Origin of the sequence: Arthrobacter sp. SLBN-53, assembly GCF_006715585.1 — a bacterium.
In the GTDB taxonomy this organism is placed as follows: Bacteria; Actinomycetota; Actinomycetes; order Mycobacteriales; family Mycobacteriaceae; genus Mycobacterium; species Mycobacterium neoaurum_A.
On sequence record NZ_VFNN01000001.1, the window covers coordinates 542726 to 565496 of the forward strand.

The following is a 22771-nucleotide window of genomic DNA, read 5'->3' on the forward strand; positions in this document are numbered from 1 at the left end:
CCGCTTCATGCGCCGACCTGCGGGATGGGTGCGGTGTGCGGCTCCTCGGGTTCGGGTCCGGCCGTGGGTTTGGGTGGGTGGGTGATCTTGTAGGTGTTCAACGGCCACCAGAACCAGCGCCCGAGCGCGGAGGCGATGGACGGCGTCATGAAGGCACGCACGATCAGGGTGTCGACGATGAGTCCGATCCCGATGGTCATTCCGAGTTGCCCGACCACCCGCAGATCACTGACGATCATCGAGGCCATCGTGAAGGCGAAGACCAGCCCGGCGGCGGTGACGACCCGACCGGTCGCCCCCATGCCGCGGATCATCCCGGTGTGCAGACCGGCGTGGATCTCCTCCTTGAGCCGCGACACCACCAGAAGGTTGTAGTCCGAACCCACCGCCAACAGGATGACCATGGACAGCGGGATCACGATCCATTGCACACCGAGGCCGAGAACCTCCTGCCACAGCAGCACGGACAGCCCGCACGCCGTTCCGAGCGAGGCGGCGACGGTCCCCACGATCACCAGGGCCGCGACCACGCTGCGCGTGATGATCAGCATGATCGCGAAGATCAGGATCATCGAGGCGATGATCGCGATCATCACGTCGGTCTTCACACCGCTCTGCATGTCGTTGTACAGCGATGCGGTGCCTGCCAATGACACCTTCGCGTTGGCAAGTGGGGTGCCCTTCACCGCGTCGGCCACCACGTCCTTCATATCCCGGACATGCTCGATGCCTTCGACGGAGGCCGGGTCACCCTGGTGGGTGATGATGAACCGCACCGCCTTGCCATCCGGGGAGACGAACATGTCCAGGCCGCGCTTGAAGTCCGGATTTTGGAAGACGTCCGGCGGCAGGTAGAAGAAGTCGTCGTTCTTCGCCTGGTCGAAGTAGAGGCCGATCTCGGTGGCACCACGGGCGAGTTCCTGTTGCTGGGCCTGGGTGCCTGCCATCACGCTGTGGGTGGCGAGCATGAAGTCCCGCATCGTGCGCATCGAGTCGATGGTGGGCAGCAGTGTTGCCTGCATCTGGGGCATCAGGGTGTCGAGCTTGTCCAGATCTGTGCTCAGACCACCGATCTGGTCGGCGAGCTTGTCGATACCGTCCAACGAATCGAAGATCGACCGCAACGCATGGCAGATCGGGATGTCATAGCAGTGCGGTTCCCAGTAGAAGTAGTTGCGCAACGGACGGAAGAAGTCGTCGAAATCGGCGATGTGGTCCCGTAATTCATTGGTGGTGGCCACCATGTCGTGGGTCTTCTGCACCATGCTGTGGGTGGTGTCGGTGAGATCGGTCATGATGGCGTACATGCGTTCCATGTTGGCGATCGTGGAGCTCAGCTCGTCCGCTTGCTCCAACATCTGAGCCGAGTTGTCGTTGTTGAACTTCGCGGCCTGCAGTGTCCCGGCGTTCTGGGCACCCAGCATGAACGGGATGGAACTGTGCTCGATCGGCGCGCCGAGCGGGCGGGTGATGGTCTGGACGCGCTCGATACCGCGCATGTGCACCACGTTCTTGGCGACCCTGTCGATCACCAGCATGTCCGCGGGATTCCGCAGGTCGTGATCGGCTTCCAGCATGAGCAGTTCGGGGTTCATCCGCGCCTGGGAGAAGTGCCGGTCGGCGACGGCCATGGCCAGGTTGGCCGGCATGTCTTCCGGGGTGAACTTCTGGTCGTTGTACTGCGGGACGTAGGTGGTCAGGCTGACGAAACCCAGGACAGCGATGAGCGTGGTGACCACGATGATCGGTCCGGGCCAGCGTACGACCGCGGTGCCGACCTTGCGCCAGCCCCTGGCGGACAGTTGCCGTTTGGGTTCCAGCAGGCCGAATCTGGAGGCGACGGTCAGTACCGCGGGGGCGAGCGTGAGAGCGGCGAAGATGATCACCAGGATCGACAACGCACACGGAATCGCCATCGTCCGGAAGTACGGCAGGGTGGTCATGGTGAGGCAGAGGCAGGCACCGGCGATGGTGAGCCCAGAACCCAGGATCACATGCGAGACACCGTGATAGGAGACGTAGTAGGCGTCCTCGGGACTGCGGCCTTTGGATCGTTCCTCGTGGTAGCGGCCCCACAGGAAGATCACATAGTCGGTACCGGCCGCCAGGGCCAGCATGGTCACCATACTGACCGCATACGGTGTCAGGCCGATCAGGTTCAGGTATCCGGCAGCCGCGGTAACCCCCTGTGCGGCAGAGAGTTCGAGTCCGATGATGACCATCGAGATCAGCATCGTGACGATCGAGCGGTAGATGACGAGCAGCATCGCGATGATCACGGCGACCGAGACCAGCTCCATCACCGCCATGCTCTGGTGACCGGCAATGCTGGTGTCGGCGTTGAGCACCGTGTTACCGGCAACGTGGGCCTTGATGCCCGGCGGAGCGGGGACCGAATCCACGATCTGACGCACCGCTGCAACAGATTCGTGACTGAGGCTGGTGCCTTGGGAGCCGTTGAGGAATATCTGAACATAGGCGGACTTTCCGTCCACACTCTGCGATCCGGCGGCGGTCAGCGGGTCGCTCCAGAAGTCCTGCACGTTCTGGACATGCTCGTGGTCGGCCTTGAGCTTGGCGATGATGTCGTTGTAGTACGTGTGGGCGCTGTCCCCCAGCTTGTCGTCGCCCTCCAAGACGACCATTGCCGTGGAATCGGAGTCGTACTGTTGGAACACCTTGCCGATGTTGAGCATCGCTTGATACGACGGTGCGTTGGTCGGGCTCAGCGGTACCGATCGGGTAGCCGACACGTCGTCGAGCGAGGGCACGAATATGCCGAGGAGCACCGCGATGGCCACCCAGCCCAGGATGATCGGTAGTGCCAGCACCCGAATGAGACGAGCGATGGCGGGACGGTGTGGTGCTGAATGCGTTGTGCTCATACGGATTTCACCAAGCAGTAGATGAACGGTTTGATGGAGTCCGAGCTGGCGCGGTCATCGCGTACGTCGCCGTCGACGGTGACGCGGCAGGCGAGATCGCTGGTTGCGGTGTCCCCTTGGGCCATGATGTTGGCCGACATCGAGGGCAGCGTCGTGATGATCGTGTGCGACCAGGGCAGCGGCGCATTCTCGACCAGGTTCGGTTGACCGTTCTCGTCGAGATAGTTCACGGTCACCGAACCCCCCGAACCGGTGACCTCGTAGGTGATGTGCTTCGGGTTGAAGTTCGCGGTGATACCCGAGCCTTCACCTGCCACCGGGGCGGGTGCGATGGCCGAATCACGGATCCGCCCGATGACGAAAACGCCCAATGCGACGACGACAACCAGCAGCAGAGGTATCCATGACCTCTTGAGCAACCGGACCACCGAATCTCCCTATGCCGAGCTCCATCTGACGGGCCGCGCTGCCCAGATCCTTCAGCGGAACTTGAGTTCCGCGCAAAGGACGAGGAGGACTCTAGCGCATGTTTAGTTACTTCGCCTAACAAGATTCGTGGAGGGCGGTCGAGTAGTTCTACCGATCCGTCGTCACGGCCGGCAGACCACGATGAGCCCATGACAATGGATCGAACTCACGGGCGCGACCTCGCCGTCCTGCTGTCACTCACGGCGGTCGTTGCCATGGGGCTCGCGTATCTGCTGATATTCATCGTGCTTCGGGACCCCGGCATGACCGACAAACTCATGAACGGCGCCACACCGGCCGGCACAGATGTCGGCGGTATTCGCGTGACGGCCGTAGGTGCGGTGCTCGCCGCACTCGGTGCATGGGTTGCCGCCGTCGCGAGCCGAAACCTCATTCCCGTGATACTGGTGATGCTGGCATCGATGCCACTGGCACCGTTGGGTGTGTTCGTGCTGGCGCTGGCGTTCTGAGTCGGTCGGGTCGAGATGACAGGATTTGAACCCGTCGCCACGTGAGTTTGCTCGCGTGGTCGTGTGTGCGCTCACGCGGCTCAGCGGAATTGTTCGCGGTACCGCTTGATCGAGTCGTCGCGGACGGCGGCTGCGAAGTCGAGGCGCTCATCTTGCAGGTAGCCCACCACGCCGAGCGCGGTGGCAAGGGCACCCGCCACGAAGGCTGTCCATGCGAGGTTGTCCCTGGCGAATCCAACCACCCAGGGCGACAGGAACAGTGCGAATCCCGCGATGGCAAGTGTGAGGAAGTTGTGCGTGGGCTCCGAAGCCAGCAGCGACCAGACGGCGACTATAGAGATCAATCCGCCCAGGCCGATAACGACTGCGGTTGCGGCCGGCGTCGAGTTGAAGGCAATACCCAGAACCACGCCGGCCAGGCCGGTGACCAGCGCCAGCCGCCCAATCCAGTAGCTCCAGCGGTGTCGCAGACGCTGACTGTCTCCCAACTCGGTCATGCCGTACTCGGTCGACGTCCGGTCACGGGTCCAGGCGAAGCCACCGAGAGTCATGGCGAGACCACCAGCCAACCAGCACGTCCAGGATGCTCCACGGTCATAGCTGTAGGCGTTACCGACGAACGGAACCGTGAACATCGCCAGGCCGACCATGACCAGGCCCCAGTGATCTGGGGCCTGGTCATGGGCGAAGATCGACAGCGCCCCGAAGAAGACGATGAACGCACCGAAGCCGAACGCGAATCCCTGCCCATACCTTGTGGAGCTGAGCGCCAACGCCGATACGACGGCGCACACACCGATGGCTACTGCGAGCCAACCGATCCAAAGTCTTGACCTCATACACAACAAGCAACTCCGTTGCCACCCCGACAGCTAGGGCATTTGGACCTCACTTTCACTTCATGTTCGCGCGCAAACGCATCCACCGCGTCGTCAGCCGACTTCGTACCGGCCGTTGACGGCCGATCTGCTCCAGTTCACTGATCGCCGGGACATCGACGACACATCGCAATGGCAACAAGCATTCTCGAAGGACGATCCCGAGCCGGGGAAACCGCGCCGCCGATGGCCAGGCGACCAAACCGACAAGACTGTGGTGTCGACGAACAACGGCCTCCGTCAGTTCGCGCCCGGCGCGCAAATGACGATCCGCAACCCAGCCACCCACGGGACGGGCGAGATGACACCGCAGGGGGCCATCGAACGCCTATCCGTTCTCAGCCTGCTCGCGCGGTGGGTCGACGAATGCAACCTCATCGAAGCGCCCGACTCTCCCTGACCACCGCCCCGTTTGCCCTCGGCATCGTCGGCACCGAGCTCGCCGCGCTAGCGCTTGGGCGGAATGTCGCTCAAAGTGCAGGGTCACCGTAGTGGGGTGTTCGAGGCACGCACAACGTCGGGGTCATGCCCCCTTTCCTCCAGAAGCTCGCGGGCGAGAATGACCTGATTCTCCTGATCTTTACCGGGGCCGACGACAAGATCCGCGATCGTGCGATGTGAGCAGATGTCATTGTCGCCTTGAAGGTTGATCACCATTTCAACGTAATGAGCTGGGCCAAAACGGGTTTCGCGAAGATCCGCAGGGTACTGGACTTCGCTTGGCGAGAACAGTCGCCATTCCCGCTCGGGCGCGAAACCGTCGTGCTTGATTGTCGCAACGACGCGGAACAGGCCAACTGCGAGGTGAAAGCGGTCTGGCCGTCCGTCACGGATAAGTACACCGCCGCCACGCCTCTCGACTAGCGCTGTGACTGCGCCGTCCACTCGCGCCTCTGCATCTTTGATCCCGTAGGCGACGGGCTGCAACGCTGTCTGAGACTCCCAAGGTGGCGCACCGGGAGCTGGGTGCGGATGAAAGGTCCACGTATGACCGGCGACGGCCTCCCAATCGAAACCGATGGCGAACCCGCCTGTTCCACCTGCATAGCCGTACCACTGATTGAGCGCATCGCCGTTGTCGCAAAAACATGCTGCAAAGCAACGCATCCCACCGCTCACGACTGCATCGGGACTGAACCACGGCACCAGGTCACCGAATGCTGCACGCATGTCTGCGGGGATTTCGGGGTCGTCGGCGGCGCGGGCTAAGCGGGCACCCATGATCTCGGCACCGAACCTCAACTCTTGCGTATCGTTCATGAATCGAACATCGTTCGCCAGCATTTTCGCCGCTATCCGAAATGCGTTGCCGCTCGTCTCAATCGGCCACGAAGGCGGGTTAAGAATCCCCCGCAGACCATCCACGCCGGTGTAGTGATACAGGACATCGGGTTCGATCCAACCCGCGTTAGTCACGCGGACGATCTAACTGCGGTCGGAGCAATTCTGCGAGTTGCAACAACACGTCATTTGGGAGAACAAGCGTCAGGTCTGTTTCCGTGCCACCCAATCGTCGAACCCTCAGTGGAAGCATCGTTCCTTCCGGGCAATCCGAGTCGTGAACTAATTCTGCAGGTGGTTCCAGCACGAGGTACTCGTTTAGGTCTAGTAGTTGCTTGCCCATCACGAGGGCGGGGGGCGCCATGCCAATAGCGGACGGCTCTGAGCCCTGCCGTCGAAAATCGGCACCGGCCTCCAGCTGGCCGTAGTGCCCGTCGCACACCCCCCCAGAACGCAAACAACCTCGTGGACTCGTTGCCGCACGTCAGAACGCAGCAGTGTGCCATCCACAGATGATCTCAGGCTGCGGGCACGTGTCGGTTGCCGACGCGCCGTGGGTTGGGCAGGGGCCGAGGGCCGGATTGTTGGGCCGCGCAACAAAAAGATCGACTACCGCGGGGCAAGTCACCACTCCCCTGCCCAACATTCTGGGGGCGGGGGTGCCCGCCCTGCTGACCTGCGGCTGCGGCCGGCGCATTGGTATGTGTGGCCCGGTGCGGGCTGGTCGGTGTCGACGGCGGGGTTGGCTGCGGTCTGTCCGGTTCGGTGCGGTTTGGGCGGCGCTGGGCGGGCGATCGGTGCGGCCGATGGGTTGGCGGGGTAGTCGGGGTCTCGGGTAGCCCGGCGGGTTGGTGCGGCCGATTGCGATATGGCGGTCAAGCCATTTTCGACGTCACCCGCGGCCCGTAGGAACGCCATCCGGGCGGCGAGACCGGCATAGCGGGTCCGGCGACGCCTGGGGGTGTGCGACCGCAACACACATGGATTCCCCTGGCGGGTCTATCGGGGGCTTAGTAAAAACAATTCGGCTGTTCTGTGTCGCTGCTCGCGTCGCTGGCGTGGCCGACCTCGGACAACGCGATTGCCGTTTCGTCGGCCACCACGATGCTGCTCATGTCAGGATCCTTTCTAGGGATACGGAGGTGGCGGCATACGGGTGAGGCCTAGGCGTTGTCGTGGGATGCCGTCGACCTCGACTCCGCCGTGCTGCGGGTGTCGGCGACAATCAACGGCGTCGGGCGTCGCCTACTCATCACCGAACCAAGACGGCCCCGACCCCGGTGCACGGTACCGCTCAACCCGGCGGTCGTGGGAATGCTGCGTCGACACCGGACCTCCGGCCTCGGAGCGGTTGCGGACGGGCGATCAATGGCAGAACTCTGGTTGGTATTCACCACGGAACTCGGCGCGCGGTGGACCCGCAGAACCTGCTGCGGGTGATCGAGGTGGCGTCGCGGGCTGCGTCGGTCGAGGGAGTCAGTGTCCACACCCTGCGGCACTCGGCGGCGGTGGCGTGTGGTTGGAGTCTGGCGTGCACATCAAAGCGGTAGCTGAACTTCCCGGGCATTCGTCGATCGCCATCACCGGTGACGTGTACGGCCACACATCCGAGGACACCGCGCGGGCCGCGATCGACTCACTCCTCGGACGCCTCGGTTTGGCGGACGCGAGCGGACAGTGACGAACCTGTGCGAGTTGGCGTACCGAACGGGGAAGGCACCTCCCGGAATTACCGGAGAGTGCCTTTCACCTGCGTAAATCTTGGTCGGGCTGACAGGATTTGAACCTGCGACCACTTGACCCCCAGGGAGCTCAATGCCGTCTCGTCGTGTCTCAGCGCGTCTCATCTGTGCAGTTCAGAGGCCATTTGGCGTCTCAAGCGTCTCGCCGCGTCCGGGCTGTTTGAACACGTCTTGGGACACTCTTGGGACACTCTTGGGACACTGTGCAGGTTTCCCTAGGACCAGACGCGGTGCCCGGAGCTGGACCGAAGTTACAAATCGGAGCGGAATCTCTGTTATCAGCCCGCCAGTTTCCGAATGTTTGCCGTAGCCGTCTGGGCCGCGCCTCCCGCGTTGATCGATGGCACAAAGCCACTGAGGCCGATCATCACGGGCGCGGCCCGCCAGAGGGTGAGCAATCTGCACTTCCCTGTCATGGGTCGTCGATATCATTGCCGGCTATTGACTTAGGATGGGGACAGCGTGGCGCGAGAAGTGGGCAACTCGATCGGGCTCGGGTTCGGCAATGGAAGCGTGATCGACTACGGCGATAGCGTCGAGTACCGCCAGACCGGAAAATTGATCCCGGCCTTCCGGGTGACAGTCGCAGACATCACCGGTTTCTCAGTCCGCAAAGTGACACGCGACGACAAGAAGCGACTCGACGCGTCAGCGCTGCAACAGGTGTTTGTCGTGCAGGGCTCAGGAACGACCCTCGCAGAGGTCGCGGTAAACCACGGGACCGCCGCCAAGATTGAACAGGTGCTGCGCGCCCACCCGAGATTTGGGACCAACGTCCATCAATCGACGCCCGGCGCCAGTTCCACCGCTACGCCCACCACATCGTGGGTGGACGAGCTCGCCAAACTCGCAGCTTTGCGAGACACAGGAGTGTTGACCTCCGAAGAGTTCGAAATCGCCAAGCGCAAACTCATTAGCTGAGCTGCAGTCGGGCACACGAGCGACAGAGCTCAATCTGCGCGTCAGCAGCACTCGACTAACGACTTCGGGTGTTCAGCGCTCGTCCGAACAGCGGCCCGGGCCGGCAGTCGCGATGCGCCATGGCCGCCCGCGACAGCTCGCCCGTTTATTAGGTCAACGTGGTGAAAAGCACAACTATTGTCGCTTCTTTTGGTGCCGACTAGAAATGCTGCGCCACTGACCCCTGCGTCGCCATTAGTTTCCATAAAGTTCCGGTCAATGGCATTTCCGTCCTGGATTGAAGTTGCGGTAAACGCACGAGTGTGCAGCTTCGAGTCCAGTTGCGGCTTCGGACTATGTGCACTGCCAGGCGATCAAGGATGGATCTTTGCTCGAGCGGTGTAGGGGCTGACCTGAACGACGAATTCACCAACGCGCTGTCGGCGATGCGCACTCAGTTGGACGAGCAGATCTGGTAGACCGCTGTTTAATTGGCAACTTTGCAAATTGCTCGATCTTCGAACATCAAGATCCGCGGCGCCGCCACCCTCGGTCAGGCTCGCCGTGCGTCTTAACCAGAAAGGAACCTCCGTGGCTGGCAAGGCATCAGCGACGTCAACTACCTTGTACCGGCTGACTGCGGTTCCCAAACTCAAGGACGCGATACGCGATAAATACCTCGACGATGATGCCAAGTTCACAGAAGTGGACTGCACGGTCGGCGATCGTGCAGCCCTGTTGGTTCATGGACATATGAAGACCGATCGCGCCCGTTGGGCAGATCGACTCGGATCCCTGATCAATGTTCCATTCGATGCCGCCAACCAGAACGCGGCCGCAGTGCTTGTCATTAGAGGCGAGGGCGCCACGGCGTGGGCAGTCACCTACGGGATGGGGTTCCATCTTCTCGAGCAAGCACGCGTTGATCCCGGTTTTGGCCAGCGGATTGCAATCCGGGTTGCCCACCCGGACAGCTTGAACTCACTTACTAGTAAGACTATGGACAGTCGCGCAAAAGTGGACCGATCGTCAATCCCGTCCGGATCGCAGCTGAGTGGCTTCGGACTTGGGGATTTCGGGGAGCTCGTGACACGGATAGTAGCTACCGCCGAAATCACAGGTCTCACCGTCGGCAAGACGTTCACCCTGCGCGGTGCCGACGCGCTAAACCTGCCGCTGGCCCATACGCCTGAGAGCTTTCTAGCCGATCTATCCGCGCTCGAGGAAACTCTTCGAAAACCTCCGCTTCAGGAACTTCAGATTCTCGAGCAACTCGTCGCTTTCAAGAAGGACAGCCCCGAAGCGATCAGACTCGACGGTCTGCTGGCGATAGCTTTGCTCGACAGTGCCGACACCAAGGTCAGCGTGGCGTGGCCACATGAAGCCATCAACGAAAATGGAACACCCGAAGCATACAAATTGAAAGGTCGCCGAGGCCCAAAGGCCCCGCAGGACGGCGTGCCCACAATTGAGACCATTCGTCAGGCGGTCGACCCGGCCGATCCCTTGGGATCGCTTACACGCCAACGGATCCAGCTATTCAGTGACCCCGCGGCCCAAAACCCGATCAGCTCTGACATTGCAGTCCGCAAGTGGGTAGCGTACGAGACCCTCTTGGATGGCCGTCGATACTTTCTACACGACGGTATGTGGTACCTCATGGACGACAAGTACGCTTCGCAACTGCAGGACCGGGTACGCGAAATATTCAGCACTACTTGGGGATTGACCCTTCCAGCTTGGCAGATTGAGAACGGCAAGAAGGTCGATGAGGAAGATTACAACAAGGAGGCGGCGCGACAAATTGGCGGAGTTGTCCTAGACCGTCGACTAATCAGGACCACCCAGAACCGGCGGGGATTCGAAACTTGCGACATCCTCGCCCCCGACGGTGCACTGGTGCACGTGAAGAAGTCCGATGCCTCGGCGCCGCTGAGCCACCTATTTGCGCAGGGCCATAACTCAGCCCACTCGCTCACTCATGACAACGAGGCGCGGGAGAAGTTTCGCGAGCTCATCCAAAAGCAGGGCGGCAACACGGATTTGCTTAGAGAAAAGCCCTCGGCGGTAGTGTTCGCCATCGCAAAGGCTGCGGGTGAGCAATTCGATCCCGAATCATTGTTCAGCTTCAGCCAGGTCACCCTGGTTAGGACGGTCGACGACCTTCGTGCCAGAGGTATTGAAGTGATCGTTTTCCCCATCGAGAGCGCCGACGGCTCAAACCTTGAGAAGTGACGGTGACTGGCGCAAGCGATGAACGTAGTCGACACGCCGCATGGGGCAGATACGAGACACTGGCTCGGCATGATGCACCGTGCACGACCCTGATATAGATCTTCGGGCTTTCGCCGATAACGCCTCGCTGGAAAACGCCCGATCGATAAACAACGATGAGCGAAAAGGGGACTGCCCCGGGGCAGTCCCCTCAGAAGCTGACATCGACCTCATCTACGTAGAAGGACCGTAGTTGATGACGAATGAATCTCGGTCGGGTTGAGATGTGATGTCATGCAACCGCTGTCGCGGATGGCGCTGTCATCCTAATTCGGTGGCGCCAAAGACAGCGAAGAAAACCGACAGCCGGTTGGCGGCTCGGCTAGCCGCGCTCGCTTCGCTGGGCGCTTCGGTTATCCACTTCGCCGTCGTACCCACCCACTGGCAGGAGTGGATGCCCGCTGGCGTGTTTTTCACATCGATCGCCCTCTCCCAACTGCTGTGGGCGCGGCTGGTTCTCACACGAACCACGACTCCTGTGCTTGCTGCCGGCACCATGCTCAACCTTGGAGCCATTGCGCTGTGGGCCATGTCCAGGACCGCGGGAGCCCCGTTCGGCCCCCACGCCGGGGAAGCGGAACTGATCCAAGCCGCGGACCTGTGCGCACTGTTGCTTCAAATTTACGTCGTGATGGGCGCCAGCTGGGTGTGGTACCGCGGCCTGCAAGGAGAGCCGGTACCGTTGTTCGGCAGCGCAGTAGTGCTCATGGGCGCAGTCGGTGTCGTGGCGCTGGCGTCCACGGTGGGTGTTGCTTCAGGTCTGCAGCACGGCCATCATGGGCCAGCGAGCGCAGACGGTGGTCACCACGGGGCGACCCCCGAGGATGCGCATAGCGATCACCACGGCGCTGACGTTAAGCCCGAGGAGCACGATGACCCTGGGACGACCGGCGAGCATGTCCATAGCCCTGACAGCAACCACGAACCGGCCACCCCGGCGCCGGTGAACGAGCCTGCCGGCGAATCGGCCACACCACCCGAAGTTCCGACGCCGACCGAAGTTCCCGCCTCACCCGATGTTCCAGCCCCAGCCGCGGTCCCGCTGCATGACGACCACAGCGATCACGATCACGGTGAGTAAACAGCTGATCTCGGCGCTGATGTGGCCCGGTAGGCAGATGTCCTCGTCGCTGCCGCCGCCGACCGATCCTCGAAAGTGCCGTGGACCGGATAGGCCGCGCGTGCCAACGCGCCGCCTGCCGTGTCAGCGATCCAGGACTGCGCGTGTGCTGGCCGCAGGGCTCAGGTCGAGGCGGCGCAACAGTTGCGCGTTAAGCGCCACGACGATCGTCGACAACGACATCAAGATCGCGCCGACTGACATCGGCAGCACAAACCCGATCGGTGCGAGCACACCGGCAGCCAAGGGCACTGCGATGAGGTTGTAGCCCGCCCCCCACCACAGGTTCTGCTTCATCTTTCGGTAGCTGGCACGCGACAGTTCGATCACCGACAACACCGAGCGCGGGTCCGAACTGGCCAGTATCACGCCGGCAGAGGCGATGGCCACGTCGGTGCCGGCGCCGATCGCGATGCCAACGTCGGCTTGCGCCAACGCGGGGGCATCGTTGACACCATCGCCCACCATGGCGACCTTCTTGCCCTCCTGTTGCAGCGCAGCAACTTTCGACGCCTTGTCTTCCGGGCGTACTCCGGCGAACACCCGATCTATGCCAAGTTCGTGACCTACCGCCTGCGCGACCGCTTCGGCGTCACCGGTAATCATGACCACCTCGACGCCGAGCTTGTGCAAGGCATCGACCGCTTCGCGGGACTCGGGGCGAATCTCATCGGCCAGGCGGAGGCCGCCGAGCACAGTGCCGTCGCGGACGACGTGCAGGATGATCGCGCCCTCGTCGCGCCACGAGGTCGCCGCGTGAACTTCCTGTCCGCCGATCTCGTCGAGCAGGCGCGGGCCGCCCACCCGGATCTCGTGGCCCTCCACCGTCGCGGTCACACCCACCGCCGGGGAAGATGAGAAGCCACTGGCGCGCGGCACAGTGAGTGCGCGCTCCTCGGCGGCTTTCACGATTGCCCGCGCGAGGGGGTGTTCACTGTCGGCCTCGGCGGCAGCGGCCAAGGCGAGCACGGTGTTGTCGTCGAGGTCGCCGCTGGCCTCGATCGCGGTCACGGTCGGTTCACCCTTGGTCAGGGTGCCCGTTTTGTCGAAGAGCACGGCGTTAACGGTGCGCATGCCTTCGAGGGCGAGGCGATCCTTGATCAGAACGCCGCCCCGCGCGGCGCGCTCGGTCGCGATCGACACCACCAGTGGTATCGCCAATCCCAACGCATGCGGGCAAGCGATGACGAGCACGGTGATCGCCCGGACAACGGAGGCATCAGGGTCTCCGACAATCGACCACGCCACGGCGGTGATGGCGGCCGTCCCCAAGGCGAACCAGAACAGCCAGCCCGCCGCTCGGTCGGCGAGGCGCTGGGCTCGCGAGGACGAGTTCTGCGCTTCGGTGACCAGGCGCTGGATTCCCGCCAGGGCGGTGTCATCGCCGGTGGCGGTAATTTCGACCCGCAACCCGGAATCGGTGGCCACGGTTCCGGCCGTCACCGCATCTCCGACGCCGCGGGCCACCGGCCGCGATTCACCGGTCACCATCGACTCGTCCATGTCCGCGCGTCCGTCGACGATCTTGCCGTCGGCGGGGACGCTGCCACCGGGTCGCACAACCACCAGATCCCCCACCCGCAGGTCGGCGGGTGAGACGGTGACGATGCGCTCGCCGTCGACCTTCTCGGCCTCGTCGGGAAGCAGGGCGGCCAGGGAATCCAGTGCGGAGGTGGTCTGCGCCAGGGAGCGCATCTCGACCCAGTGGCCGAGCAGCATGATGACGATCAGCAGCGCCAGTTCCCACCAGAACTCCAGTTCGTGGTGGAGCACACCCAGGCTCGCGCCCCAGGAGGCGAAGAATGCGACGGTGATGGCCAGACCGATGAGCAGCATCATTCCCGGTTTGCGGGAACGGATTTCGCTGACGGCGCCGGTGAGGAAGGGGCGACCGCCAACGACGTACATGACCGTGCCCAGCAGTGGTGCGATCCAGCGGCCGCCGGGGACGTCGGGCACTGCGTAGCCGAGCAGCATGGCGAACATGGTCGAGAACGCGATGACTGGGATGGCGATGATCAAGTTGATCCAGAACAGCTTCCGGAACACGGCAACATGATCGGCGCCGTGGCCGGCGTGACCCCCGTGGTCGCCATGGTGGTCGTGGCGGACGTTGGTGTCGTGAGCAGGGTGCTCGCCGTGATCGTCGTGGTTGGCGTGAACGCCGTTGTGCGATGCCGGTAACGCGTGCTCGTCGTGGCTGGTCATGTTGCGCTCTCCTTGAGGAGTCTCACGTGTCTGTTCGCGCCAGGGTGTGCAGCGGCGACGATCCCAGGCGGCCGCGTCGCTGCACCGCCGGTGCGGGTCATGACCGCACGAGTCGGGCGATGGCTTCGGATGCTTCGGTGAGTTTGGCGTCGGCGGCTGGCCCCCCGGCGGCAGCGGCGTCTCGAACGCAGTGTCGTAGATGGTCGTCGAGCAGGGCCAGCGCGACGCTCTGCAGGGCTTTGGTCAACGCGTCAGCCTGGGTGAGGATGTCGATGCAATAGCGTTCCTCCTCGATCATCCGGCTGATGCCGCGGGCTTGGCCCTCAATGCGTTTCAAGCGTTTGAGGTACTTGTCTTTGTCGGTGATGTAGCCGTGGTGCACCGAACCCGATGCCGGGCAGTCATCAGCGTCATCGACGTGCGTCATGGCAGATCCTTCGTTCCGGTGAGCGTGGGCACCGCCGCCGGGCTCTCGGCGGCCGGTGTGTGAGATGTCAGTCACGCCGCGCTGGCGTACTTGTCGGGGTCACGATCGAACCGCGGTCCACATCCTTTACAGCACAACCAGTACCGTCGGCCGCGGTAGTCGCGGAACAGGCCCGCGGCTTCGGCGGCCGTCTTGTCCACTGGCGTGCCGGGCATCACCGGGCATGTTGCCCGGTCCGTTGCGGGGTCGAGGAGGTTCGTGGCCGCAGGATTGATGATCGTCGTGTCGAGGTCTGGTGTTGAGCCGCTGCAGCAGCAGCTCGACGTCAGGTTCTTTTTGTCGGACATGGGTTCTCCTTGATGCGGTAAGGGTTAGTGAGTGGGGGCCGAGGATGTGGATGTGAAGCCGCGCAGTCGGAGGCTGTTGCCTACGACGAAGATGCTGGAGAATGCCATGGCCGCGCCGGCGAGCATGGGGTTGAGCATGCCCAGTGCTGCTACCGGTATGGCGGCGACGTTGTAGGCGAACGCCCAGAACAGGTTCGTCTTGATCGTCGATAATGTTTTGCGGGATAGCCGGATCGCGTCGACGGCGCTGCGCAGGTCGCCGCGTACCAGGGTGATGTCGGAGGCTTCGATCGCGACATCGGTTCCAGTACCCATGGCCAGGCCGAGGTCGGCTTGGGCGAGGGCGGGCGCATCGTTGACGCCATCGCCGACCATCGCCACCGTTTTGCCCTCGGCTTGCAGCCGGGCGATGACGTCGACTTTGTCTTTGGGCATGACCTCGGCGATCACGGTGTCGATGCCGACCTCGGCGGCGATCTGGCGGGCGACGGCTTCGTTGTCCCCGGTGAGCAGCACAGGCGTCAGACCGAGTTCCCGCATCTGTGAGATCGCCTGAGCGCTCGTCGGTTTCACGGTGTCTGCGACGACGAGTACTCCGCGAGCCTGACCGTCCCAGCCGACGGCGACCACCGTCTTGCCCTGCGCTTCGGCCGAGCTTTTTGCCTGCACCAACTCTGGGCTCAGGTGTTGGGACCAGTCGGCGAGCAGTGATTCGCGCCCCACGACGACGGCGTGGCCGTCGACGACGCCCTGCACACCCTTGCCTTCGACGTTGGCGAAATCCTCGGGGGTGGGTAGCGTCCCGAGTTCTTCGGCGGCGGCGGTGGCGATGGCTTGGGCGATCGGGTGCTCTGAGGCGTTCTCCAATGCGCCGGCCAGCCGGAGCAGGTCCACGCGTTCGGTTCCCTGGACGGTAACGACGTCGACCAGGGTCATCTTGCCGGTGGTGACGGTGCCGGTCTTGTCCAGCACCACGGTGTCGACCTTGCGGGTGGACTCCAGCACCTCCGGGCCCTTGATCAACACGCCCATTTGCGCGCCGCGACCGGTGCCCACCAGAAGTGCCGTCGGCGTAGCCAAACCGAGCGCGCAGGGGCAGGCGATTACCAGGACCGCCACCGCGGCCGTGAAGGCGGCCGCGACTGGGAAGCCCGCGCCCAGCCATGCGCCGAGTGTGATCACCGCGATCGCGAGGACGATCGGCACGAAGACGCCGGAGATGCGGTCGGCCAGACGCTGGACCTGGGCTTTGCCGGTTTGTGCGTTCTCCACCAGTTGGGCCATCTGCGCCAGCTGGGTGTCAGAACCGACGCGGGTGGCGCGCACCACCAGCCGCCCGCCGGCGTTGACGGTTGCACCGACCACGGTGTCCCCTGGGCCGACCTCCACGGGGACCGATTCGCCGGTCAGCATCGAGGCATCGACCGCTGATGTCCCCGTCGCCACCACCCCGTCGGTGGCGATCTTCTCTCCCGGGCGCACGACGAACTCGTCGCCCACCATCAGGTCCTCGACGGCGATCTTCGTTTCCGCGCCGTCGCGCAGAACGGACACCTTCTTAGCGCCCATCTCCAGGAGGGCGCGCAACGCCGCGCCGGCTTGCCGTTTGGACCGTTTCTCGAAGTAGCGCCCGGCAAGGATGAATGTTGTTACGCCAGCGGCGACTTCGAGGTAGATGTTGGCGGCGCCGTGAGACGGTGCGAGTGTCAGTTCGAAGGGATGCTTCATTCCTGGGGTGCCGGCGGTCCCGAAGAACAGCGCGTATAGCGACCATAGGAAGGCCGACAAGGTGCCCAGGGAGATGAGCGTGTCCATCGTTGCCGTGGCGTGGCGCAGGTTGGCCCAGGCTGCGCGGTGAAACGGCCACGCCGCCCAGACGATCACCGGCGCAGCCAGCACCAGCGAGGCCCACTGCCAGTAGGTGAACTGCAGCGTGGGGATCATCGCCATCGCGATGACCGGCACCGATAGCAGCACCGAACCGGTCAGCCGGTGGCGCAGGGACACCCTTTCGGGGTCGTCGGTCTCGCCTGTCTCTCCGGGCGGGGCGGGCTTCTCCGGTGTGGGTAGCGCGGCGCTGTAGCCGGCGTTTTCCACCTCGGCGAGCAGCTGCGCGGGATCGTATCCGTCGGGCACCGTGACGGTGGCCTTCTCGGTCGCGTAGTTGACCGTGGCCGCGACGCCGTCGATCTTGTTGAGCTTGCGTTCGATGCGGTTGGCGCATGAGGCGCAGGTCATTCCTCCGATGCGTAATTCAATGCTCGGGCCGGACACGGGTGTCGATGTCGTCATGTGTTGCCTCTGTCTTTCAGTTTCTAGGCGGACGGAGGTCGTCAGTGCCCGCCGGCATGGCCGGTGTCGCCAGGCGATTCTGGTGAGGGCTGATTGGTGTCGCCGCGTGCGGCGTCGACGACGAAGGTGGCGGTGTGCACGGTGTCGTCGACCTTGAAGTCGAGGTAGAGCAGGTAGCGACCGGCGGTGGGTGCGGTCGCGGCGAACGACACCGCAGGCCCACCGGTGCGGTCCCCCTGGGGCTCAGCGCCCTCAGGGTGCACGTGCAGGTACGCCAGGTCGCCCTCACGCAGCGCGACGAGGTGACCGTATGCCCCCAGGTAGGGCTGCAATGTGCTCACCGGCTCGCCGTCACGGGAGACCTTCGCTGTGACCTGTGTCGAGACGCCCGCGGTAAGCGCACCGTCGAGTTCCACGGTGTACCCGGCAATTTCGTCCACCATGCGTGCGGCCACCGGCATCGACGGGGAGAACTCGCCAGCCACGTCGACTGTGCGGGTGAGCGTGAGTTTGGTACTGCCAGCCTGGGCAGGTTGAAAGTCCGCGAACACCCGGTAGGTCCCGGCGGACTTCCAGACCCAGGGCGTCGACCATATGCCGGTTGCCTGATCTAGGACCGGGTGTACGTGCGCGAAATGCTCACCATCAGAACGGACGACGATGAGATGCAGCTGCTTGTCGTGCACCGTCGCGTAGTCCAGAAGCGGCGCACCGCTGGGATCAGCAATGGTGAAGCTCAAACTGCCACGATCGTTGGGTGCGCCGGGTGCCCGCACCGCGCTGAGCGCGTATCCGTCTTGGGCGAGCGACAACCCCGGCGGATCAGCGGACAAAGGAGATACCGGCAACGCCTGCTCGATCGGCGCGCTGTGATCAACCGCGGGCTCAGCGCCAACGTGCTGAGTGGCCGTCACCGCGGTGTCGGGGTCGACCGCCGCGGCGGTGACGTACGCAGCCGTGAACGCCACCGCCAGTCCCGCACCGAAAGCGGCCAACCGTCCCGCAGCGTTCATGCGACACGCACCGCCGAATAACCGGCCTCGTCGACCGCATGCAGGATCTGGGCGTCATCGACGGGACCGCTGGAAGTCACGATCAGAGTGCCCGTCGAAGCGCTCACCTCGACGTCTTGAACCCCGGCGACCTCGCTGACTTCTTCTCGCACCGACAGCTCACAGTGCCCGCAGGTCATTCCCGTGACGGCGTACGTGATCGTGCTCATGACCGAACTCCCATCTTCAACGCGTGATACCCCTACCCGGTATGCGTACACCAACCTATACCCCTAGAGGGTATGTTGCAAGGGCGGGTTCCTCGGACCCTTGGCGATGCCGCGTCGACGCCGGTCGAGGAATCCGCGACGAAGGGAGAGAACCGATGGGGGTGCGAACGTTGCACGCCGGGGATGACGGCTGGCCGCTCATGGGCGAGGTCGTCGGCCGCGGCGAGCTGATCGTCATGCTGCACGGCGGTGGGCCCGACCACTACAGCATGCGGCCGCTTGCCAATAGACTTGCTGGCCGGTATCGCGTTGCGCTGCCGGATATTCGAGGATATGGAGCATCGCGATGCCCCGACCCGACGTTGCACCGCTGGGATCAGTACGTCACCGACGCCATTGAGATCATGCACGCGCTCGACGCCACGTCCGCCCACTTTGTCGGCGCCGGCCTCGGCGGCACGATTGCCTTGCGGACATGTCTGGAACACCGCCATGTCGCCCGGTCCGCAGTCATCATCAGTGCTGAAGCTATCGAGGACGACGAGGACAAGGCTGCCGACACAGAGCTGATGGACCGTTTCGCCAACCGCGCCCGCTCCCGCGGTTTACAGGCCGCCTGGGAGCTGTTTGTCCCTCATCTTCAGCCGCTCATTGCCAACCTCGTCACCGAGGCCATTCCGCGCGCTGACGCTCAAAGTGCCGCTGTCGCAGCGACAATCGGTCATGACCGCGCTTTCGCGACTGTCGAGGAACTCCGGCGCATCAACACGCCGACGCTCATCATCGCCGGCGACTACTCACGCCACCCTACGCAACTCGCGCGCACCCTCGCCGACGCCCTTCCGCACGGAGAGCTTGCCGAGGTCGCGATGTCCGACCTGCTCGCCAACGCTGAAGACCTGGCGCGCGCCTTCGGCCCGGCAATCGAACAATTCCTCGCCACGTCGGACCGGGACATTTAAGGCCATCAAATAGCGGCGCAGCCCGTCAGGGACACCGAGGTGGCCGCGGTCCGCAGGCCCTTAGCTGCAGCAGGATTTCCCCGTATCGGCCTTGATAGGGCGGCGCCCGCCGGCGATTTGGCTAAACGTGCACAGGGCCACGCACTTGGCGATCGACCGTATGGTTGAACTCTGGGTGAGCCGCCGGAGTTTCTCTTGTGCCGTCATGAACGATAGGCCTCCCAGTCGACGAGGTACCCGCCGTGGATACAACCGCAAAGTACCCCTCGGGGGTATCCCCGCACAATGTGCGACATGTCAGACGTTTGTCGCCAACCTCTGCCATTCGGCGCCTACGCGCTTATTGCCAGCCCTATCTTCGCAGGCCCCGTCAGCGGTACAGATCAACGCCGGCAGTCGCGGCAACGTTACTTGCGCGTCGAGCACCTGGCCAGTGGCGCAAACTCGGACGTAGCCGAGGATCGCCGTCCTGCAATGACTTCTCACTGCTTACCGCCATCGAGGATCTGAGACACGCCGTGTGGGACAAGAAATGAGACATCGCGACTTGGCGCTATGCGGCCGGCAACGTGGGCAGCCCAGGGCGGTCTCATTTCTTTAAAAACGAGACAGCAGGGGAGATCGTGCGGAGACGTCCGTACTTGAAGGTGAAGCGCTTGCCGGCTCTTTACGCGCACAATCGGCATATGAGAGTGGAAATTGTCTATTTCGACGGGTGCCCGAATTGGCAGGAAGCCGGTGCTCGTGTGGGCGCGGCAGCAGCCGGATTGGCCGACGTCGAGATCACGTATCGGCGGGTCACTACGGACGAAGAGGCAGCCGCCTTGCCGTTCGCGGGCTCTCCCACCATCCTCATCGACGGCACAGACGCTTTTGACGATGCGGTACCGGTGACGGAGTTGGCGTGCCGGGTGTATCAGACCGATACCGGACTGATGGGGTTGCCAACGGTCACCCAGCTGAACGAAGCGTTGCGGCGCCGACAGTCGCGCAGCTAACCGATGCGTGGGCACTAATGTGAGACAGCAAACGGATCGCCGCGTTGGTTCTAACGAGACAAGGGCGCCTTATCCGCGCTCCAGAGCTTGGTCGAGTGCCGTAGTCAGGTCGTCGTAGCTGCGCGGCTGGATCCGCTCGTTGTTGATGAAGAAGGTGGGTGTTCCCTGTACACCGAGTGCGGTGCCGTCGGCGATGTCGAGTTGGATGCGTTGCAGGGTTGCGGGGTCGTTGTAGGTGGCGTCGAAGGCCTCCATCTCCAAGCCCAGCTGTTGGGCAAAGCCCCGGAAGACGTCGTCGGCGGGAACTTGTTGCTCGCCCCACTCTGCTTGTGTCTCATACATTTTGCGGTACATGGCTTCGAGTTGACCTTGTTGGGCGGCGGCTTCCACCGCGCGTGCGGCGCGTTCGGCGTTGAAGTGCGAGCGCAGCGGAAAGTAGCGCAGCACGAAGTTCACCCGGTCGCCGTACTCGGCGCGGAGCTGCTCGATGGCGGGATAGAGTGCCCGGCAGCCTTCGCATTCGAAGTCGAGAAACTCGACGAAGTAGACCTCGCTGTCGGGAACCGAGTTGAGCCGGTGGCTGTTTTCCCGGACCGTCTGCCCGGCTGACCCGTCGTCGACTGCGATGTCGGGAGCTGAGCCGGTATCGCGCACGGAGAGAAACACGACGGTCCCCACGGTCGCGACCGCGATGACCAAGAGCGTGAGGAGCACGCGGGTACTGGCCAGGATCGAGCCGGGGCCTTTCATCTTCATATCAACGTACTTTAGTATATCGATATGGCCGAGCCGGTGGACACCTGCGACCTGCTGTGTTTGGACCTCCCGCATGCAGAGTCCATCCGGGCCGCGGTGCCCGACAACGCCACCGTGCAGGCCGCAGCCGCAGCCGCGCGTGGCCTGGCGGACGGCACCCGGCTGTCCATAGCGGCCGCGTTGGCCACTGGCGAGGAATTGTGCGTCTGCGACATGGCCTGGGTGGTGGGGTTGTCTCAGGGTTTGGTGTCACACCATCTGCGTCAGCTCAAGAATGCGTCGTTGGTGTCCTCGCGGCGCCAGGGGAAGTTGGTGATGTATCGGCTGACCGAGCGTGGGCGCCAGTTGACGGCCGCGGTGTTGTCCGGTGTGGCCGCGGTTGCTGGAGAGAGTCCGAATCGTGGCTGATGCGTGCTGCAGCCCGTAATCCGATGCCGAGTTCAGGGCGGGTCCTGAAAGTGTTGACAAGTAACGAATGCCGCTGGTGGCGGTGGCCGTCTTGCGGTCGTGACCGCACTGCCGACCGTACGACAGGAGCGAGTGTGATGCCAAGGATCAGTGCGCAGGCCCGCCTGGTGTATCGCAGCGAAATGGACGCCGCCATGAAAGCCGAGGATTCGCTGGTGCGATGGCGACATCTGGAGAGGGCTCACATCGTGTCGCAGCCAGATCCATGGCTGCACACCTGCAACCACGCCGCCATGCTGGTGTTGGCCGTGCGCCAGCACGACCGCCGCGAAGCGCTCGGGCAGGTGCTGCGCCTCATGGTCGCTGCCCCTGGGTCGATGACCGGTCGGTATCCCGTCGGCAACACCGGCCGTGTCACGGCGGGGCTGATGACACCGATGCCCGTCCCCGACGACCTCGCCGCAGTCTTAACCAGCAGGTGAACACCGCCACGGCGATCTCGCACTCAAAGCTGCTGTCCAGTGAGGAGTCATCGCTCGGTGGTCAGCCGATCGAGTAGAGGCCGTAGGTCTTCGGCTAGTAGTGCCATGAGGTACACCGCGGCGACCCGTTGGCGGTCGAGGACCATCGTGGTGGGGACCACGCTGGTCGGATAGGTGCGTCCCAGGGTGATGAGGCTGCGCATTGCGGGGTCGAAAATGGAGGGATATTGCACGTTGCGGTCAGTGACGGAATCGCGTGCAGTATCTCTGTTGTCGCGTACGTCGATACCCAGGAACTGCACACCGCGGTCGCGGTATTCGGCGTAGACCGTCTCCAGTTCCGGAGTTTCGGTGCGGCAGGGCGCACACCACGAGCCCCACACGTTGATCAGGACCACCTTCCCGGTGAAATCCGACAGCCAGATCGTTTCGTCGGTGAACAAGTCGGGGCCGTTCAGGTCGCCGATCGTCACCCGACTCGAAGGTGGGTCGTAGAAGATCGCGGTCTGGCCGCCGGGGGAAACGAAGTCGAACGTACCGCCTTGGGCGACGGCATCCTCACCAGTGGTGCAGCCGGTGACCTGGGCTGCCGCGATGACAAGGGCTGCCGCAACGGCCACTATTTGCCTGATGCTACGCATGAAACCTCCT

22 protein-coding genes are annotated in these 22771 nt (G+C 63.4%); 10 read left to right on the plus strand and 12 right to left on the minus strand.

Annotation, left to right across the window (positions count from 1 at the left end; translation table 11 throughout):
* Positions 1-5 precede the first annotated feature (5 nt).
* Together FBY28_RS02670 and FBY28_RS02675 are read right to left on the minus strand one after the other, a co-directional pair.
* The gene (locus FBY28_RS02670; protein WP_141864090.1) at positions 6-2885 is read right to left on the minus strand and encodes an MMPL/RND family transporter; all 2880 of its coding nucleotides are present in this window, start codon (positions 2883-2885) and stop codon (positions 6-8) included.
* Positions 2882-3313, minus strand: coding sequence for an MmpS family transport accessory protein (locus FBY28_RS02675; RefSeq protein ID WP_141864092.1), 432 nt, complete (start codon positions 3311-3313; stop codon positions 2882-2884). Before FBY28_RS02675 ends, FBY28_RS02670 begins: the two co-directional genes overlap by 4 nt.
* Before the next feature lie 189 nt (positions 3314-3502).
* Here FBY28_RS02675 and FBY28_RS02680 point away from each other — a divergent pair, with 189 nt between their 5' ends.
* Positions 3503-3823 (plus strand): hypothetical protein, encoded by a 321-nt coding sequence (locus FBY28_RS02680; protein ID WP_141864094.1) that lies wholly within the window; start codon positions 3503-3505, stop codon positions 3821-3823.
* An 80-nt stretch (positions 3824-3903) separates the two neighbouring features.
* Here the strand turns inward: FBY28_RS02680 and FBY28_RS02685 are convergent, their stop codons facing one another.
* A complete protein-coding gene (locus FBY28_RS02685; protein WP_141864095.1) occupies positions 3904-4662 on the minus strand; it encodes an SPW repeat domain-containing protein in 759 nt (252 codons plus the stop codon).
* A 115-nt stretch (positions 4663-4777) separates the two neighbouring features.
* On the opposite strand from FBY28_RS02685, the gene FBY28_RS02690 reads away from it, so the two are divergent.
* The gene (locus FBY28_RS02690; protein ID WP_160145456.1) at positions 4778-5101 is read left to right on the plus strand and encodes a TIGR02391 family protein; all 324 of its coding nucleotides are present in this window, start codon (positions 4778-4780) and stop codon (positions 5099-5101) included.
* An 83-nt stretch (positions 5102-5184) separates the two neighbouring features.
* Here FBY28_RS02690 and FBY28_RS02695 read toward each other — a convergent pair whose 3' ends face one another.
* Complete coding sequence (locus tag FBY28_RS02695) at positions 5185-6117, minus strand: DUF2971 domain-containing protein (RefSeq protein ID WP_141864099.1); 933 nt, start codon at positions 6115-6117, stop codon at positions 5185-5187.
* 1396 nt (positions 6118-7513) lie between these two features.
* Here FBY28_RS02695 and FBY28_RS25705 point away from each other — a divergent pair.
* The 4 genes from FBY28_RS25705 to FBY28_RS02710 all read left to right on the plus strand — a co-directional run bounded on the left by FBY28_RS25705 (position 7514) and on the right by FBY28_RS02710 (position 11979).
* Positions 7514-7663: a hypothetical protein gene (locus FBY28_RS25705; RefSeq protein WP_160145457.1), complete on the plus strand. Its 150-nt coding sequence runs from the start codon at positions 7514-7516 to the stop codon at positions 7661-7663.
* Positions 7664-8186: 523 nt separating this feature from the next.
* Positions 8187-8645: an SHOCT domain-containing protein gene (locus FBY28_RS02700; protein WP_110783354.1), complete on the plus strand. Its 459-nt coding sequence runs from the start codon at positions 8187-8189 to the stop codon at positions 8643-8645.
* 570 nt (positions 8646-9215) lie between these two features.
* Complete coding sequence (locus FBY28_RS02705; RefSeq protein WP_157837303.1) at positions 9216-10859, plus strand: DUF6119 family protein; 1644 nt, start codon at positions 9216-9218, stop codon at positions 10857-10859.
* A gap of 313 nt (positions 10860-11172) precedes the next feature.
* A complete protein-coding gene (locus FBY28_RS02710; RefSeq protein WP_216847462.1) occupies positions 11173-11979 on the plus strand; it encodes a hypothetical protein in 807 nt (268 codons plus the stop codon).
* A gap of 123 nt (positions 11980-12102) precedes the next feature.
* Here the strand turns inward: FBY28_RS02710 and FBY28_RS02715 are convergent, their stop codons facing one another.
* The 6 genes from FBY28_RS02715 to FBY28_RS02740 all read right to left on the minus strand — a co-directional run bounded on the left by FBY28_RS02715 (position 12103) and on the right by FBY28_RS02740 (position 18514).
* Positions 12103-14226, minus strand: a complete 2124-nt coding sequence (locus FBY28_RS02715) for a heavy metal translocating P-type ATPase (RefSeq protein WP_141864101.1) — start codon at positions 14224-14226, stop codon at positions 12103-12105.
* A 97-nt stretch (positions 14227-14323) separates the two neighbouring features.
* On the minus strand, positions 14324-14653 hold the full coding sequence (locus FBY28_RS02720) for a metal-sensitive transcriptional regulator (RefSeq protein WP_141864103.1): 330 nt from the start codon (positions 14651-14653) through the stop codon (positions 14324-14326).
* Between the two features lie 71 nt (positions 14654-14724).
* Positions 14725-15000, minus strand: a complete 276-nt coding sequence (locus tag FBY28_RS02725) for a YHS domain-containing protein (protein ID WP_141864105.1) — start codon at positions 14998-15000, stop codon at positions 14725-14727.
* Between the two features lie 24 nt (positions 15001-15024).
* A complete protein-coding gene (locus FBY28_RS02730) occupies positions 15025-17292 on the minus strand; it encodes a heavy metal translocating P-type ATPase (RefSeq protein ID WP_141864106.1) in 2268 nt (755 codons plus the stop codon).
* 41 nt (positions 17293-17333) lie between these two features.
* Positions 17334-18305, minus strand: coding sequence for a DUF8832 domain-containing protein (locus tag FBY28_RS02735; RefSeq protein WP_141864108.1), 972 nt, complete (start codon positions 18303-18305; stop codon positions 17334-17336).
* Positions 18302-18514: a heavy-metal-associated domain-containing protein gene (locus FBY28_RS02740; RefSeq protein WP_030133932.1), complete on the minus strand. Its 213-nt coding sequence runs from the start codon at positions 18512-18514 to the stop codon at positions 18302-18304. The genes FBY28_RS02735 and FBY28_RS02740 overlap by 4 nt, the downstream gene beginning before the upstream one ends.
* A gap of 155 nt (positions 18515-18669) precedes the next feature.
* Between FBY28_RS02740 and FBY28_RS02745 the strand changes: the two genes are divergently transcribed.
* Together FBY28_RS02745 and FBY28_RS02750 are read left to right on the plus strand one after the other, a co-directional pair.
* Positions 18670-19476: an alpha/beta fold hydrolase gene (locus tag FBY28_RS02745; RefSeq protein ID WP_141864110.1), complete on the plus strand. Its 807-nt coding sequence runs from the start codon at positions 18670-18672 to the stop codon at positions 19474-19476.
* Between the two features lie 686 nt (positions 19477-20162).
* Positions 20163-20474: a hypothetical protein gene (locus tag FBY28_RS02750; protein WP_030133930.1), complete on the plus strand. Its 312-nt coding sequence runs from the start codon at positions 20163-20165 to the stop codon at positions 20472-20474.
* Positions 20475-20543: 69 nt separating this feature from the next.
* Here the strand turns inward: FBY28_RS02750 and FBY28_RS02755 are convergent, their stop codons facing one another.
* Positions 20544-21230, minus strand: a complete 687-nt coding sequence (locus FBY28_RS02755; RefSeq protein ID WP_042509751.1) for a DsbA family protein — start codon at positions 21228-21230, stop codon at positions 20544-20546.
* 24 nt (positions 21231-21254) lie between these two features.
* Between FBY28_RS02755 and FBY28_RS02760 the strand changes: the two genes are divergently transcribed.
* A complete protein-coding gene (locus FBY28_RS02760) occupies positions 21255-21638 on the plus strand; it encodes an ArsR/SmtB family transcription factor (protein ID WP_030133928.1) in 384 nt (127 codons plus the stop codon).
* A 137-nt stretch (positions 21639-21775) separates the two neighbouring features.
* Complete coding sequence (locus tag FBY28_RS02765) at positions 21776-22120, plus strand: DUF3703 domain-containing protein (RefSeq protein WP_030133927.1); 345 nt, start codon at positions 21776-21778, stop codon at positions 22118-22120.
* 47 nt (positions 22121-22167) lie between these two features.
* On the opposite strand, the gene FBY28_RS02770 is transcribed toward FBY28_RS02765, so the two are convergent.
* The gene (locus tag FBY28_RS02770) at positions 22168-22761 is read right to left on the minus strand and encodes a TlpA family protein disulfide reductase (RefSeq protein WP_141864112.1); all 594 of its coding nucleotides are present in this window, start codon (positions 22759-22761) and stop codon (positions 22168-22170) included.
* Positions 22762-22771 lie beyond the last annotated feature (10 nt).